This is a genomic window from Mycolicibacterium litorale (genome assembly GCF_010731695.1).
In the GTDB taxonomy this organism is placed as follows: domain Bacteria; phylum Actinomycetota; class Actinomycetes; order Mycobacteriales; family Mycobacteriaceae; genus Mycobacterium; species Mycobacterium litorale.
The window spans coordinates 2,387,779-2,402,119 of record NZ_AP022586.1 but is presented as its reverse complement, the minus strand read 5'-3'; the positions used below and the strand labels follow the sequence as shown (position 1 = coordinate 2,402,119).

Here is a 14,341-nt window from a genome sequence, read left to right as displayed (position 1 = left end):
CGGAAAATCGGGGTTCGGTAGCTGTCACATTGCGGTCACAACTTCTTGAGAGGCGCTTCGGCTTTCTTAGACGCGGCGCCGAGACCTTATCCGCGGCTCAGGAAACAACGCTGGATTGAGGCGGACGTCACGGCCCGACCTGTAACGCGTTTCGCATTCTGACCAGGGCATTTTGGCGCCCAGATTGATCACTGATTTCGCGGGTACGTTGGCTCGGGGTCGCGGGGGAAAGCGACCGTTCCCTACACAGACGAGGAATACCAGACATGATCATGTCCCCGAAGACTGCGCGCCGCGGCATCGCCGGCGCATTTGCCGCATGCGCTCTCGGCGGTGTCGCCGCCGCCACCATCGCGCTGCCGACGGCGGCCGCCCAGCCGGCGGCCTGCAACGCCAGCGGCTTCGCGACCACGGCGGGCGGCGTGCTCTCCGCCGCCGGTGGTTACCTGAGCACTCACCCGGGCGCCAACGATGCCCTGACCCGCGCGGCGTCGCAGCCGTCCGGTGAGGCGGACGCCACGGTGCGGGCGTACTTCACCGCGCACCCGAACGAGTTCACCGACCTGCGCAACATCGCGCGGCCGTTGATCGATCAGCGCAACCAGTGCGGCGTCACCGTGCAGCCGACCCAGCTGGGCGCGCTGCTGGACGCGCTCGCCTAGTAATCCCGACAACGAACCGCCGCCGCAGCGACATGCTGCGGCGGCGGTGTCGTCTCGGGGTGACTACATGCGGCCGTACCGGCTGCGCACGAAGCTGTAGGCGCCGAAGGCCGCGATGCCCACGGCGGCGACGATCAGCAGGAACTTGCCGAACGGTGCCTGGCCGAGCGTCTTGACCGCGGCGTCCAGGCCGGAAGCCTTCGCGGGATCGGCCTGCAGCGTCGCGACGATCACCAGGATGCCGGCGCCGGCGAGCACGAGACCCTTGGCGACGTACCCGGCGACACCGACCGCGGTGATCCCGGTTCCGCCCGAGACGCGCAGATCCTTGAAGAACTTCTTCGTGGCGCCCTTGTAGACGTGGTAGCCGCCGACGGCGATGACGCCGAGGCCGACGAGCACCAACAGCAGCTTGCCCCAGCCGGATTGCATGAGCTGAGCCGAGATGCCGGAGTTCTGCTGGCCGCTGGACTGCCCGCTTCCGGTTGCGAACTGCATCGCCGAGAACGCGATGGCGAAGTTGGCGATCGCAAGGCCGACGGACTTGGCACGCTTCCAGGCGGGTGAGTCCTCGCCGGTGGCGCGCTCACCCGGCTTGGAGCCGATGAATGCCTCCGCCAGCCGCCACAGGCCCAGCGCGATCAGCCCGATGGTGGCGACCCACAGCACGACCTTGCCGCCGGTCTGGCCGGCCAGCGTCGCGAGCGCCCCCGACTGGTCGGCGTTGCCGCCGCTACCCAGCGCGATCTGCAAGATGATGTAGCCGACCAGCAGGTGCAGCACACCGCTCGCGGCGAAGCCGGCGCGCGCGGCGTACTCGAATGCGTTGCTGTCGGTCGCCCTGTTGACGGCGCCGTGCATGTTGCCGTACCCGGGTCTGGCGCTCATGGTCTGAAACCTCCTGCGTCGGTGCACCCCCGAATGGATGGCTACGGGTCCCCCTTTTTGACGGGAGTGAAACTCGGGACGGTGCCAAGTGGCGAAACGGGAGGTCGCGCGAGACCGGTACGCGTAGTTTGTCGTTCGGACCAATTGCTGACGTAGCGCATGGTGAGGGGGAGTCGTGGCGGCACGGCAGACGTATCTGGCGTTCGGGATCGTAGCGGTGATGGCGCTGGTGTCGGGGTGCGGTTCCGGAAACGGTGACGGCGCTGCGCAATCCGCCCAACCCACGCAGGCCGCTGATGCTCCCGGCCTCGGGCCCGCGGGGTTCGCCGATGTGGTCGAGCGGGTCAGCCCGAGTGTGGTGACCGTGCGACTGGACAACGGCGTGGGTAGCGGGGTGGTGCTGCGACCGGATGTGATCGTCACCAACGCCCATGTGGTCGGCACCGCGCGGGACGTCGATCTGGAGTTCGCCGACGGTGAGCAGGCCCGTGGTGTCGTACTCGCGACGGATGTCCCGACCGATCTGGCGGTGGTCCGCAGCCTGCGGACCGGTTTGCCGGTGCCGGAGTACCGCACCGAGCTACCGCGGCCCGGCCAATGGGCGGTGGCGATCGGCAGCCCGCTGGGTTTCCAGAATTCGGTGACCGCGGGCGTGATCTCCGGGCTGCACCGTGACATCCCGGGGTCGGCGGCGCAGAGTCAGTCGCTGGTGGATCTCATCCAGACCGACGCGCCGATCTCTCCGGGTAACTCCGGGGGAGCGCTGCTCGACGCCGAGGGTCGGGTGGTCGGGATCAACGAGGCGTACATCCCTCCGGCAGCGGGTGCGGTGTCGCTGGGGTTCGCGATCCCGTCCGCCACCGCGCTGGACGTGGCCGACCAGTTGCTCAAGAACGGCCGCGCGGCGCATCCGTACCTGGGGGTGTCGATCACGCAGTTGACGCCCTCGGTTCGGCGCGGTCTCGGGGTGGCAGTCGAGCAGGGTGCGCTGGTGACCGGGGTCGATCGCGGATCGCCGGCGGCGACGGCCGGGGTACGGCCCGGGGATGTGATCACCGAGCTGGATGGGAATGCGGTGCGCAGTGTGGAGGACCTGTTGAGTGCGCTGCGCCGCAGTCGACCCGGCGCGCAGGTGCCGATGTCGGTTCAGCGTGGCCGGGCCCAGCAGCAGGTGACGGTCACGATCGGCGAACGCGCCGGCTGACTGGCGCCGAGCGGCGATCGCGCGCTGGGGGAGGACGGGGCGGTCGAGCATCTGTGCGATCTCGACTATGCGTGTACCGGAACGGAATTGGCGGTGCCGCTACGGCGAGCTCGACGCGGGCGCTTTCCCTGCTGAAATGTCTTTGCGTGGCCACCAGTGATCTGAGTAGTGTTCGCGCCATGTCGAGCCCTGAGGCATCCAAGGTGGGGCTTTCGGTCACGCCGTCAGCCCCCTGAACCGCTGAGTTCGTAGTCCGTTCCTGGCAGTCATTGCTGGACGGGCATTTCGTGCACCTTTGGGCGCTGGCCGCGGTGACGAGACGTTTCCTTCTCGTTCTCCCTCACCTCGGAGTCTGTAATGCCTCTTTCGCTCTACCTGCTTGCCCTCGCGGTCTTCGCCATGGGTACTTCGGAGTTCATGCTCGCCGGCCTGGTGCCGGATATCGCCGCCAATTTTGGCGTGTCAGTCGGAGCGGCGGGGATTCTCACCTCGGCGTTCGCGATCGGGATGGTCGTCGGTGCGCCGCTGATGGCGGCGCTCGCGCGCCGGTGGCCGGCCCGAATAGCTCTGCTGGGCTTCGTGCTGGCGTTCGCCGTTGCGCATACCGTGGGCGCCCTCACGACAAGTTTCGTGACGCTGCTGGTCACACGGGTGATCGCCGCGCTGGCCAACGCGGGCTTTCTTGCCGTGGCACTGAGTGTGGCGGCCACGCTCGTCCCAGCCAACCAGAAGGGACGCGCGCTGGCAGTGCTGCTCTCGGGCACCACGGTAGCCACCATCGCTGGGGTGCCCGGCGGCGCGTTGCTCGGCACCCTGCTCAGTTGGCGGGCCACCTTCTGGGCGATAACACTGCTCTGCCTTCCCGCTGCAGTCGGCATCATGACGGCCATCCCGGCCCATGCCGGAGTGACTGGTCAGGACACGTCGGCTGGCCGCTCGCTGCGGACCGAGATCGTCCAGTTGACGACGGCCAGGCTTTCCCTGGTCATGCTGCTCGGCGCCCTGGTCAACGCTGGCACCTTCGCCACGTTCACCTTCCTGGCGCCGATCGTGACCGATACTGCCGGCCTGGGCGAGCTGTGGGTCTCGGTTGCGTTGGTGCTCTTCGGATCTGGGTCGTTCGTCGGTGTCGCCGTCGCGGGACGGCTCTCCGATCAGCGACCCGGCATAGTGATCGGAGTCGGCGGCCCGTTGCTGTTGCTCGGCTGGCTGGCGTTGGCGACCTTCGCTGCTCAGCCTGTCGCGCTTCTCTTCCTGGTGTTTCTACTGGGCTCATTGTCCTTCGCATTGGGCAGCACCTTGATCACCAGGGTGCTCTATGAGGCGGCGGGCGCCCCCACCATGGGCGGCTCGTATGCGACCGCGGCGCTCAACATCGGCGCAGCTGGCGGTCCGGCCGTTGCAGCAGTGACTCTCGGCGGCCATGCTGGCGCGGTCGGCCCGGTCTGGGTCAGCAGCCTCCTGGTCGCGCTCGCGTTGCTCATCGCCTTACCTCTCTTGCGAGTCATCGCGCCTCGCGACCGCCAGGTAATCCGATGACCCACACAAGCGCGCGCTGAATATCGAGGACGTCGGCGCCGGCGGCCTGTGGATGGATTCGCCGCTGGGGATAACCCGGTTCTGCGCCGTCTGCGGTGTCGGTGGGTGTGCGCAGTGTCGGGTCATGACTTCGTGGACACGCGCGGCGATCGGCGCGCTGGGGGAAGACTTGGCCGTCGAGCACCTGTGCTCGTTGGGTATGCGTGTGGTGGAACGCAATTGGCGGTGCCGCTACGGCGAGTTGGACGTCATCGCGGTGGACACCGCCGCGCGGGCGGTGGTGTTCGTGGAGGTCAAGACCCGTACGGGTGACGGGTTCGGTGGTCTGGCGCAGGCGGTGACGCCGCAGAAGGTGCGGCGGCTGCGGCGGCTGGCCGGGTTGTGGCTGGCCGGGCAGGACGAGCACTGGGCGGCGGTGCGCATCGACGTCATCGGGGTGCGTCTCGGTGGACGCGTTCCGGTGATCCACCACCTCGAGGGGGTGGCGTGATGGCGCTGGGTCGGGCGTTCTCGGTCGCGGTGGTCGGCCTGGACGGGGTGATCGTCGAGATCGAGGCCGATATCAGCAACGGACTGCCCGGGGTGCATCTGGTGGGGCTCCCCGATGCCGCGCTGCAGGAGTCGCGCGATCGGGTGCGGGCGGCGATCACCAACTGCGGGGCGGAGTGGCCGCAGGCGCGGCTGACGCTGGCGCTGTCGCCGGCGACGCTGCCGAAGATGGGATCGGTGTACGACCTGGCGCTGGCCGCCGCGGTGATGAGTGCCCACGGCAAGAAGGAGTGGGAGCGACTCGAAAAGTCCGTGCTGCTCGGCGAACTGGCGCTCGACGGCAGGGTCCGGCCGGTCAAGGGGGTGCTGCCCGCCGTGCTGGCCGCCAAGCGCGAGGGCTGGCCGCATGTCGTCGTCCCGTGTGAGAACCTCGCGGAGGCCAGCCTGATCGACGGCGTCGACGTGTGGGGGGTGCGCACCCTGGGCCAATTGCGCGGGTGGCTGGCCGGCAAGGCGGACCTGCAACCGCGCATCGCCGCGCCGCCGGCGGCGCCCGACGAGACAGCCGACCTCGCCGACGTCGTCGGGCAGGCCCACGCCCGCTTCGCCGTCGAGGTCGCCGCCGCGGGTGCGCATCACCTGATGCTCACCGGGCCGCCGGGTGTTGGCAAGACGATGTTGGCGCAACGTCTTCCCGGGCTGTTGCCCCCGCTCTCGGAAGCCGAATCGCTCGAAGTGACCGCGATCCACTCCGTGGCCGGTCTGTTGACCGGTGCGGCGCCGCTGATCTCTCGGCCGCCGTTCGTGGCGCCGCACCAGACCTCCAGTGTCGCAGCGCTCGTCGGCGGTGGCTCCGGGATGGCCCGGCCCGGCGCGGTCAGCCGAGCCCACCGCGGCGTGCTCTTTCTCGACGAATGCGCCGAGCTGCGGGTGAGCGCGCTCGAGGCACTGCGAACGCCACTGGAGGACGGCGAGATCCGGCTCGCCCGCCGTGACGGCGTCGCACGTTATCCGGCACGCTTCCAGCTGGTGCTGGCGGCGAACCCGTGTCCGTGCGCGCGCACCGACCCGAAGGACTGCATCTGCCCCGGCGGAGTCAAACGCCGCTATCTCGGCAAGCTGTCGGGTCCACTGCTCGACCGGGTCGACTTGCGAGTCGAGATGCACCCGGTGCGGGCCGGCGCGTTCACGCCGGAGGCCGGCGAGCCCACGTCCGTCGTGCGCGAACGCGTCGCGGCCGCCCGCGCTGCGGCCGCGCAACGGTGGAAGCCGTACGGCATCCGCACCAACGCCGAGGTCAGCGGACCGTTGCTACGCAGGAAGTTCCGGCTGTCCGCCGAGGCGATGGAGCCGTTGCAGACCGCGCTGGAACGCGGCGTACTCAGCATTCGCGGCGTGGACAGGTCCCTGCGGGTCGCGTGGACCCTGGCCGACCTCGCCGGGCGGTCCTCGCCGACCAAGGAGGACGTCGGCGTGGCGCTGAGCTTTCGTCAGGTGGAGGGCGCGCGATGAGCACCGAGGTCGAACGCGCCTGGGCGTACCTGTCGCGCGTCGCCGAACCGCCCTGCCCGGAACTCGCTGCGCTCGTGGACCGCGTAGGTCCGGTGGCGGCCGCGGACAAGGTGCGTCGCGGCGACCTCGACGACGACCGGCTGAGGCAACGAACCGAAGCGCGGCGCGAATCCGACTGTGCGCAGGCGGATCTCGATGTGCTGGCGCGTATGGGTGGGCGGCTGATCACCGCGTTGGACCACGAGTGGCCGCTGCTGAACTTCGTCGCGTTCGGCAACGTCGCGCGCCCGCAGGGGCATTCGCCGCTGGTGCTGTGGGCGGTCGGACCGGTCCGACTGGACGAGGTGGCGGTCCGGGCGGCGGCGATCGTCGGCACGCGCGCGGCCACCGCATACGGCGAACATGTGGCGGCGGATCTGGCCGCCGGTCTGGTGATGCGCGATGTCGCGGTGGTGTCGGGCGGCGCGTTCGGAATCGACGGGGCGGCGCACCGGGCGGCGCTGGCCGGTGACGGCGTGACCGTGGCGGTGGTCGCCGGCGGTATCGACTTGCCGTATCCGGCGGGCCACGCCGGGCTGCTGCGCAGGATCGCCCAGGACGGTCTGATGCTCAGCGAGTATCCGCCGGGTTGCCGCCCGACCCGCAGCCGGTTCCTGACCCGCAACCGCCTCGTGGCCGCGTTGTCGGGCGCCACCGTGGTGGTCGAGGCCGGCGCCCGCAGCGGTGCGGCCAACACCGCGGGGTGGGCGGAGGCACTCGGTCGCTCCGTGTGTGCGGTGCCCGGGCCGGTCACCTCGGCGGCGTCGGTGGGGTGCCACCGGCTGCTGCGCGAGGGCGCGACCCTGGTGTCTCGCTCCGAGGAGGTCATCGAGCTGGTCGGCCGCATGGGCGAGCTGGCGCCCGTCGAACAGCGGCCGACCTCGCCGCTGGACGCGCTCACCGACACCGAACGGCGGGTCCACGACGCACTGCCCAAGCGCGGTGCGCGCACGGCTGACGAGGTGGCGTTCGGCGCCGGAATACCCGCCTACCAGGTGCTGGGGGCGCTGGCGACGTTGGAGGTGGCAGGCTTGGTGGTACATGAGGGCGGCCGCTGGAGAATGAGCAGGCGACGGTAGGTCACTGAGCGGGCGGCCGCGCTCGTATCGTCGAGGGATCAGCGCAGAGTCAGGAGGCAGTCGTGGCGGGACGACCGGTCCACACGTTCGAAGTGGTACGCACCGAGCAATTGGCGCGTCACATGATTCGCGTGGTGCTGGGCGGGAACGGAACGGGGCCCGGCTTCGACACGTTCTCTCCCAGCGATTTCGCCGATGCCTACGTGAAGCTCGTGATCGTGCCCGACGGTGTCGACGTGTCCTCGCTCGAGCAGCCCCTGACCCTCGACAGCTTCAAGGAACTCCCGCCGGAGAAGCAGCCGGTGGTGCGCACCTACACCGTGCGCAAGGTCGACCCGGAGCGCGGGGAGCTCACGATCGACTTCGTCGTCCACGGCGAGCACGGGGTCGCCGGGCCGTGGGCCGCCGCGGCTCAACCGGGCCAGCGCGCCTACCTGATGGGACCGTCCGGCGCCTACAGCCCTGACCCGGCGGCCGACTGGCATCTGATCGCCGGCGACGAAGCGGCGCTGCCCGCGATCAGCGCGGTACTCGAGGCGCTGCCTGCCGACGCCGTCGGCAAGGCGTTCATCGAGGTGGCCGGCCCCGAGGACGAGCTGGAGTTGACGGCGCCGGCAGGTGTCTCGGTCAGCTGGATCTACCGCGGCGGACGGGCCGACCTGGTCCCGGAGGAAGCCGCGGGCGACCACGCCCCGTTGATCGCCGCGGTCAAGGAGGCGGCGTGGCCGGCCGGCCAGGTGCAGGTGTTCATCCACGGCGAGGCCCAGGCCGTGATGCACAACCTGCGGCCCTACATCCGGAAGGAGCGCGGCGTGGAACCCAAGTGGGCGTCGTCGATCTCCGGATACTGGCGGCGGGGCCGCACCGAAGAGACCTTCCGGCAGTGGAAGGCGGAGCTCGCCAAGGCCGAAGCCGCGAGCTGACACGCGGGTCTTCGCCCCCAGCGGTGCGCGGGCTGGCACGCTGACGGGCATGGCATTCGGCGACTACCAACTCGAGATCTACCTGCAGGGGCTGTCCGGCATCGTGCCGAACCTGCCGATGACGTTCGCGGAATGGGAGGCCAAGGCGCAGTCCGCGATGCCGCCGTCGGTGTACTCCTACGTCGCAGGCGGGGCGGGCGACGAACGCACCCAGCGGGTCAATCGCACCGCGTTCGACAACTGGGGCCTGGTGCCGCGGATGTTCCGCGCCACCCGCGAACGCGACCTGTCGGTCAATCTCTTTGGATTGTCCTTGCCCGCACCGGTTTTCATGGCGCCCATCGGCGTGATCGGCATCTGCGCGCAGGACGGACACGGTGACCTCGCCACGGCCCGCGCCGCCGCGCGCACCGGGGTGCCGATGGTGGTGTCCACGCTCACCGAGGACCCGCTCGAAGACGTCGCCGCCGAATTCGGCGAAACGCCCGGCTTCTTCCAGCTGTACACGCCCACCGACCGGGAGCTCGCCGCCAGCCTGGTGAAACGCGCCGAGGCCGCCGGCTACAAGGGCATCATCGTCACCCTCGACACGTGGGTGCCGGGGTGGCGGCCGCGTGATCTGTCGACGTCGAACTTCCCGCAACTGCGCGGCCGCTGTCTGGCCAACTACACCAGCGACCCGGTGTTCCGCGCCGAGCTGGCGCAGCCGCCCGAGGAGAACCCGCAGGGCGCGGTGCTCAAGTGGGTGTCGCTGTTCGGCAACCCTTTGACATGGGAAGACCTGCCGTGGCTGCGGTCGTTGACCACGCTGCCGCTCATCGTCAAGGGCATCTGCCACGCCGACGACGCCCGGCGCGCCAAGGACGAAGGCGTCGACGGCATCTACTGCTCCAACCACGGCGGACGGCAGGCCAACGGCGGTCTGCCCGCCATCGACTGCCTCCCGGGCGTCGTCGAGGCGGCCGACGGACTGCCGGTGCTGTTCGACTCGGGCATCCGCAGCGGCTCCGACATCGTCAAGGCGCTCGCCCTCGGCGCCACCGCCGTGGGCATCGGCCGGCCCTACGCCTACGGGTTGGCGCTCGGCGGCGTCGACGGCGTGGTCCACGTGCTGCGCTCACTGCTGGCCGAAGCCGACCTCACCATGGCCGTCGACGGCTATCCGACGCTGGCCGATCTCACCCCGGACACGCTGCGGCGCGTCGGCTAGACACCCGCCACGGCTCTGCCACGGTAGGGGCGTGGAGTCCGTCCTCGACGAGTTCGACCAATACCTCGCGCTGGAACGCGGCCGCTCCGACCACACCCGGCGCGCATACCTCGGCGATCTGAGGTCGCTGTTCGCCTTCGTCGACGACCGGTCACCCGGCGCCGATCTCACGGCCCTGACGCTGCCGCTGCTGCGCGCCTGGCTGTCCGCGCAGGCGTCCGCCGGAACCGCGCGCACCACGTTGGCCCGGCGGACATCGGCGGTCAAGACGTTCACCGCATGGGCGGTCCGGCGAGGACTGATGGCCACCGACCCGGCCGTCCGGCTCCAGCTGCCCAAGGCGCGCCGGACGCTGCCCGCGGTGCTGCGTCAGGACCAGGCGCGCGATGCGCTCGATGCGGCGAAATCTGGTGCGCAGCAGGGTGATCCGCTTGCCCTGCGCGATCGGCTGATCGTGGAGATGCTCTACGCGACCGGCATCCGCGTCAGTGAACTGTGCGGCCTCGACATCGACGACGTCGACACCTCCCGGCGGCTGCTGCGCGTCCTCGGCAAGGGCGACAAGCAGCGCACCGTGCCGTTCGGCGACCCGGCCGACCACGCGCTGCGGGCCTGGCTGGCCGACGGCCGCCCGGCCCTGGCCACCCCCGACTCCGGCCCCGCCCTGCTGCTGGGTGCCCGCGGGCGGCGCCTCGACCCCCGCCAGGCCCGCACCGTCGTGCACCAGACCGTCGGCGCGGTCGACGGCGCACCTGACATCGGTCCGCACGGCCTGCGGCACAGCGCCGCCACCCACCTGCTCGAAGGCGGTGCGGACCTGCGCATCGTGCAGGAACTGCTGGGTCACTCGACACTCGCGACGACCCAGCTGTACACCCACGTGACCGTCGCGCGCCTGCGGGCCGTCCACGACCAGGCGCATCCCCGCGCCTGACGGATCGTTTCGGCGTAGTTTCATCGGATGGCGCTCTACCACCGCCTCGACCGCCGTCTCGAAGAACAGGCCGACAACGCCGGACCCGTCCGCGGCACGCTGTCACTGGGCCGCATCGCGATGATCTGGCTGGCCGCGAACCTCGTGGTGACCACACTGTTGACGGGGACGCTGCTGCTGCCCGCCGTCGACTTCGCGACCGCGCTGACGATGATCGTGCTCGGCACCGTCTGCGGCGCAGTGGTCCTCACGCTCGTCGGCAACATCGGCACCCGCACCGGCCTGCCGACCATGGCGCTGACGCGGGGCGCGTTCGGCACCCGCGGCAGCCTGCTGCCGGTCGCGGCCAACGTCGTGATCCTGATGGGGTGGAGCTGGGTGCAGGCGATGCTCGCCGGCGTGACCGTGAACTACCTCGTCGAGGACCTCACCGGCTTCTCGAGCCCGATCCTGTTCTCCGTGCTGTGCCAGACCGTCGTCGTGCTGATCGCGATCCTCGGCCACGAAGGCATCGCCCGGGTGGAGCCGTGGCTCGCGGTGCTGATGCTGGTGATCATCGCGTGGATCTTCGTCATCGCGTTCACGGAGTTCAGTCCCGCTGCGTTCCAGGACATTCCGGTCGACGCGTCGATCGGCTACACCGCGGTGACCGTGCTGGACATCGTCATCGCGACCGCGATCTCGTGGACGGTGCTGTCCGCCGACTTCAACCGGCTCGCCCGCTCGAGCCGGGCGGGCATCGTCGGGTCCGGTGTCGGCTACACGCTGTCGACGGTCACGGCGATGACGTTGGGCGTGACGGCGATCGGCTACGTCATCCTCAGCAACGGTGAGGCCGTCGCGTTCGACCCGGCCGCGATCGTCGCGCCGTTCGGTGCGCCGCTGGCGATCGTCATCTTCCTGTCGGTCATGGCCACCAACTCGATGGTCGTCTACGGAATGACCACGTCGGTGGTCAACGCGCCCGTCGGCGCGCGTCTGCGCTACCTGCCCACGGCGCTGGTGCTCGGGCTCATCTCGATCCTCGGATCGACGTGGCTCGGCCTGCTCACGCAGTTCACCGACTTCCTCACGGTCATCGGTGCCTTGTTCGTCCCGGTCTTCGCGATCATGATCGTCGACTATTACCTGGTCAAGCGGTCGGCGTACGACGCCGATCTGCTGCGCGGGCGCGGCGGCCGCTACTGGTACACCGGCGGCGTGAACTGGATCGCGGTGGCGGCGTGGGCGATCGGCGCTGTCGCGTCCTACGTGCTGGCCTACGTATGGCCCAGTCCGGTCGGCGCCACCATCCCGGCGTTCGCGCTGACCTTCGTGCTGTACCTGTCGGCGATGCTGCCCCGACGCGCGGCCCGCGCGGACAGCGTGCATCTGGCGGATGTCCGGGATGCGTGACCTCAGCCATCCCATCGCGACGGGCATGCAGGTCTATCCCGGCGATCCCACCGTCGCCGTCGAACCGGCGCTGCTGCGGGCGCGCGACGGCGTCGACGTCGCGGCGCTGCACCTGGGCTCACACACGGGCACTCATCTCGACGCGCCATCACACTGCATCCAGGGCGGACGGACGACAGCTCGGATCACCCTGGGCGAATTGATCGGTGACGCGCTGATCGTCCACTTAGGAACGCCGGCGCCGCGGGCGACGTACGGCCTGCCCGAGATCGAGGCGGTTCTCGACGGCGGGCTGCCGGAGCATGTGCCCCCGATCGTGGTGTTCGACACCGGGTGGGCGACCCACTTCGGCAGCGCCGCCGCGCTGGACCACCCGGCGCTGTCCGCCGATGCCGCAACGGATCTGTTGCGCCGTGGCATGCGGGTGCTCGCCGTCGACACCCTGAGTCCCGATCCCACCGAAACGGGCGCCGACTTTCCGGTGCATCAGGTGGTGCTCGGCGCCGATGCCTTGATCGTCGAGAACCTGTGCCATCTCGACGGCCTGCCCGCCCGCGTGCGGATCGGGTTCTTCCCGCTACCGATCGACGCCGACGGTGCCCCGGTGCGTGCGGTTGTTCTTTCGTGATTTCGGCGTGGCTGGTCGCGCTCAGCGCCACCGCGCACGCCGAAATCGCTCAGCGGAGCAAACGTATGACTTCCGCGAGGTCGGGCATCGCCGACGGGCGGCCGCCCCATTCGTCGAACACCGTCCAGTAGCTCACCCCGAACCGCTGCTGCCGGTCGTGCAGCATCTGCGCCATCTGCTCGTGCGTGCCGAGCAGCACGAACGGCGAGTCCAGCAGATCGGCCGGGTCGACTCCGCTGATCGCGCCGGCGAGGTCGGCCGCGGCCGCCTCCCGGTCGCCGGTCACCACCACCGCCTGGATCAGTGCGTTGAGTTCGATCTGGTCGAACCGGTCGCCCGCGGCGTCGCGCACGACGGCGATCCGGTTGTCCAGCCCGTCGGGCCCGAAGTGGGTCAACGCGACCTCGGTCGCGTCGTGGTTGTGCGTGATGCCCGCGAAGCCCGCGATGTCGGCGACCCGGCCCGCCAGTCGCAACACCCGCTCACCGTTGCCGCCGATCAGCAACGGCACCCGGTGCGGCGGCGCAGGCAACAGCGCACCCGGGCCGGTGTGCACCCGGTAGTGCGCACCGTCGGCGTCGACCGCATCGCCGTCGAGCAGCGCGCGGATGATGCCGACCGACTCCTCGAGCCGCTCGACGCGGATCCCGCTGCGGTCGAATGGGATCCCGGCGGCGTCGTATTCCGATTTCATATGGCCCGCGCCCAGGCCGAGTTCGAACCGTCCGTCGGACACTGTGGAGACACCGGCCGATTCGCGGGCGGTCTCGACGGGGTGGCGGAAATCGTTGTTGAGCACCAGGGTTCCGACGTGCAGCCGTTCGGTGGCCACCGCGGCGGCCGCCGCGCCGCTGAACGGCGGCATCGCGGGCACCAGATGGTCGGCGAAGGTGAGGACGTCGAAGCCGGCCGATTCGACCGCGCGGGCGAAGTCGCGGGTGTCCGCGCCGGCGCGGGGCAGTGCGGTGGTGAGACCGAATCGAAGCGGACGCGACAGGTGGGCGGCGCTGGCGATCATGACCCCGATTCTCCGCGATTTCGGTGTCCGCAGTCGCGCTCAGCGCGACCAACGACACCGAAATCGCTATGGGCGAAGCGGCAGCAGCCGGACCGGTGTGCCCGCCAGCAGGCCCAGCGGGTCGACGTAGTCCGCGCGCGACGCCGGCCCCCACATGGCGCCCCAGTGCAGGCACGCCGCCCTCGCGCAGCCGGCGTGCCCCGCCACCACCTCGCCGACGACGGTGCCGGTGTGCACGAGTTGCCCGGACCGCACCGACGGTGACACGGGTTCGTAGCTGGTGCGCAGGCCGCCCGGATGGGCGATCGACACCAGCGGCCGGCCGGCCAGGTCACCGGCGAAGACGACGGTGCCCGCCTGCGCCGCGTACACGGGCTGTCCGGCCGTGGCGGCCAGATCGACGCCGCGGTGTCCGCGCTGCCACTTCGGGGTCGGCGCGTCGAAGGTCCGCACCACCGCAGGTCGCGGCCGCAGCGGCCAGTCCAGTCGGCCATCGTCAGGTGATGGGTCGGCGCGCGCCGGGCCCGCCGCCGCGACGGCCACCGCCACCAACGCCACCAACGCCACCAGCACTCGCATCAGCCCAGTTCAGGCGGTCGCGCGCCATCGCGCCAGGGTCACAGTGCAGCCCTGTGGAGCAGGCGTCCGCTGTGGACAAAGCACCTGTTCCGACGGTGTAAACTCCTACCTGCAGTTCGCATCGAGCGGACTGACTTCGCGTGTCTGCACCTCGACTCGAGCAGTCGTACCGGATGCCGGCGGTCCCGTCGCAAAGCGGGTCCGGCACTCCAGCAGCCACCAGGGCCCGGCATCACCCGACG

14 protein-coding genes are annotated in these 14,341 nt (G+C 70.2%); 11 read left to right on the top strand and 3 right to left on the bottom strand.

The features are described from left to right. Positions 1–272: 272 nt before the first annotated feature. Entirely contained in the window at positions 273–662 is a 390-nt protein-coding gene (locus tag G6N30_RS11340) for a hemophore-related protein (protein WP_308205076.1), read from the top strand. Positions 663–725: 63 nt separating this feature from the next. On the opposite strand, the gene G6N30_RS11335 is transcribed toward G6N30_RS11340, so the two are convergent. Further along, positions 726–1,550, bottom strand: a complete 825-nt coding sequence (locus tag G6N30_RS11335; protein ID WP_134052820.1) for a DUF1206 domain-containing protein — start codon at positions 1,548–1,550, stop codon at positions 726–728. Positions 1,551–1,770: 220 nt separating this feature from the next. Between G6N30_RS11335 and G6N30_RS11330 the strand changes: the two genes are divergently transcribed. The 10 genes from G6N30_RS11330 (at position 1,771) to G6N30_RS11285 (ending at position 12,502) form a co-directional block, all read left to right on the top strand. After that, positions 1,771–2,754 carry a S1C family serine protease gene (locus G6N30_RS11330; protein WP_134055167.1) on the top strand — a complete coding sequence of 328 codons (984 nt, stop codon included), beginning with the start codon at positions 1,771–1,773 and terminating at the stop codon, positions 2,752–2,754. Positions 2,755–3,111: 357 nt separating this feature from the next. After that, complete coding sequence (locus tag G6N30_RS11325) at positions 3,112–4,293, top strand: Cmx/CmrA family chloramphenicol efflux MFS transporter (RefSeq protein WP_134052818.1); 1,182 nt, start codon at positions 3,112–3,114, stop codon at positions 4,291–4,293. A gap of 124 nt (positions 4,294–4,417) precedes the next feature. Next, positions 4,418–4,783 carry a YraN family protein gene (locus G6N30_RS11320; RefSeq protein ID WP_134052816.1) on the top strand — a complete coding sequence of 122 codons (366 nt, stop codon included), beginning with the start codon at positions 4,418–4,420 and terminating at the stop codon, positions 4,781–4,783. Continuing rightward, entirely contained in the window at positions 4,783–6,294 is a 1,512-nt protein-coding gene (locus G6N30_RS11315) for a YifB family Mg chelatase-like AAA ATPase (protein ID WP_134052814.1), read from the top strand. Before G6N30_RS11320 ends, G6N30_RS11315 begins: the two co-directional genes overlap by 1 nt. Beyond that, the gene (gene dprA, locus G6N30_RS11310) at positions 6,291–7,412 is read left to right on the top strand and encodes a DNA-processing protein DprA (protein WP_134052812.1); all 1,122 of its coding nucleotides are present in this window, start codon (positions 6,291–6,293) and stop codon (positions 7,410–7,412) included. Before G6N30_RS11315 ends, dprA begins: the two co-directional genes overlap by 4 nt. A gap of 62 nt (positions 7,413–7,474) precedes the next feature. Then, positions 7,475–8,335: a siderophore-interacting protein gene (locus G6N30_RS11305; protein ID WP_134052810.1), complete on the top strand. Its 861-nt coding sequence runs from the start codon at positions 7,475–7,477 to the stop codon at positions 8,333–8,335. Positions 8,336–8,384: 49 nt separating this feature from the next. After that, positions 8,385–9,545 (top strand): lactate 2-monooxygenase, encoded by a 1,161-nt coding sequence (locus tag G6N30_RS11300; RefSeq protein ID WP_134052808.1) that lies wholly within the window; start codon positions 8,385–8,387, stop codon positions 9,543–9,545. Between the two features lie 31 nt (positions 9,546–9,576). Then, on the top strand, positions 9,577–10,479 hold the full coding sequence (locus tag G6N30_RS11295; RefSeq protein ID WP_134052806.1) for a tyrosine recombinase XerC: 903 nt from the start codon (positions 9,577–9,579) through the stop codon (positions 10,477–10,479). Positions 10,480–10,506: 27 nt separating this feature from the next. Further along, positions 10,507–11,874, top strand: coding sequence for a purine-cytosine permease family protein (locus G6N30_RS11290; RefSeq protein WP_134052804.1), 1,368 nt, complete (start codon positions 10,507–10,509; stop codon positions 11,872–11,874). Beyond that, the gene (locus G6N30_RS11285; protein WP_134052802.1) at positions 11,867–12,502 is read left to right on the top strand and encodes a cyclase family protein; all 636 of its coding nucleotides are present in this window, start codon (positions 11,867–11,869) and stop codon (positions 12,500–12,502) included. Before G6N30_RS11290 ends, G6N30_RS11285 begins: the two co-directional genes overlap by 8 nt. A 49-nt stretch (positions 12,503–12,551) precedes the next feature. Here the strand turns inward: G6N30_RS11285 and G6N30_RS11280 are convergent, their stop codons facing one another. Both G6N30_RS11280 and G6N30_RS11275 read right to left on the bottom strand, forming a co-directional pair. Further along, a complete protein-coding gene (locus tag G6N30_RS11280) occupies positions 12,552–13,520 on the bottom strand; it encodes an LLM class F420-dependent oxidoreductase (protein ID WP_134052800.1) in 969 nt (322 codons plus the stop codon). Between the two features lie 66 nt (positions 13,521–13,586). Further along, positions 13,587–14,099: a M23 family metallopeptidase gene (locus tag G6N30_RS11275; protein ID WP_134052798.1), complete on the bottom strand. Its 513-nt coding sequence runs from the start codon at positions 14,097–14,099 to the stop codon at positions 13,587–13,589. Between the last annotated feature and the right edge of the window lie 242 nt (positions 14,100–14,341).

What these genes read in the sequence shown, in the direction of transcription:
- G6N30_RS11290 (WP_134052804.1), top strand. Translation starts at nt 10,507, where the DNA reads ATGGCGCTCTACCACCGCCTCGACCGCCGTCTCGAAGAACAGGCCGAC.
- G6N30_RS11335 (WP_134052820.1), bottom strand. Translation starts at nt 1,550, where the DNA reads ATGAGCGCCAGACCCGGGTACGGCAACATGCACGGCGCCGTCAACAGG.
- G6N30_RS11300 (WP_134052808.1), top strand. Translation starts at nt 8,385, where the DNA reads ATGGCATTCGGCGACTACCAACTCGAGATCTACCTGCAGGGGCTGTCC.
- G6N30_RS11275 (WP_134052798.1), bottom strand. Translation starts at nt 14,099, where the DNA reads ATGCGAGTGCTGGTGGCGTTGGTGGCGTTGGTGGCGGTGGCCGTCGCG.
- dprA (WP_134052812.1), top strand. Translation starts at nt 6,291, where the DNA reads ATGAGCACCGAGGTCGAACGCGCCTGGGCGTACCTGTCGCGCGTCGCC.
- G6N30_RS11330 (WP_134055167.1), top strand. Translation starts at nt 1,771, where the DNA reads ATGGCGCTGGTGTCGGGGTGCGGTTCCGGAAACGGTGACGGCGCTGCG.
- G6N30_RS11340 (WP_308205076.1), top strand. Translation starts at nt 273, where the DNA reads ATGTCCCCGAAGACTGCGCGCCGCGGCATCGCCGGCGCATTTGCCGCA.
- G6N30_RS11285 (WP_134052802.1), top strand. Translation starts at nt 11,867, where the DNA reads ATGCGTGACCTCAGCCATCCCATCGCGACGGGCATGCAGGTCTATCCC.
- G6N30_RS11280 (WP_134052800.1), bottom strand. Translation starts at nt 13,520, where the DNA reads ATGATCGCCAGCGCCGCCCACCTGTCGCGTCCGCTTCGATTCGGTCTC.
- G6N30_RS11325 (WP_134052818.1), top strand. Translation starts at nt 3,112, where the DNA reads ATGCCTCTTTCGCTCTACCTGCTTGCCCTCGCGGTCTTCGCCATGGGT.
- G6N30_RS11320 (WP_134052816.1), top strand. Translation starts at nt 4,418, where the DNA reads ATGACTTCGTGGACACGCGCGGCGATCGGCGCGCTGGGGGAAGACTTG.
- G6N30_RS11315 (WP_134052814.1), top strand. Translation starts at nt 4,783, where the DNA reads ATGGCGCTGGGTCGGGCGTTCTCGGTCGCGGTGGTCGGCCTGGACGGG.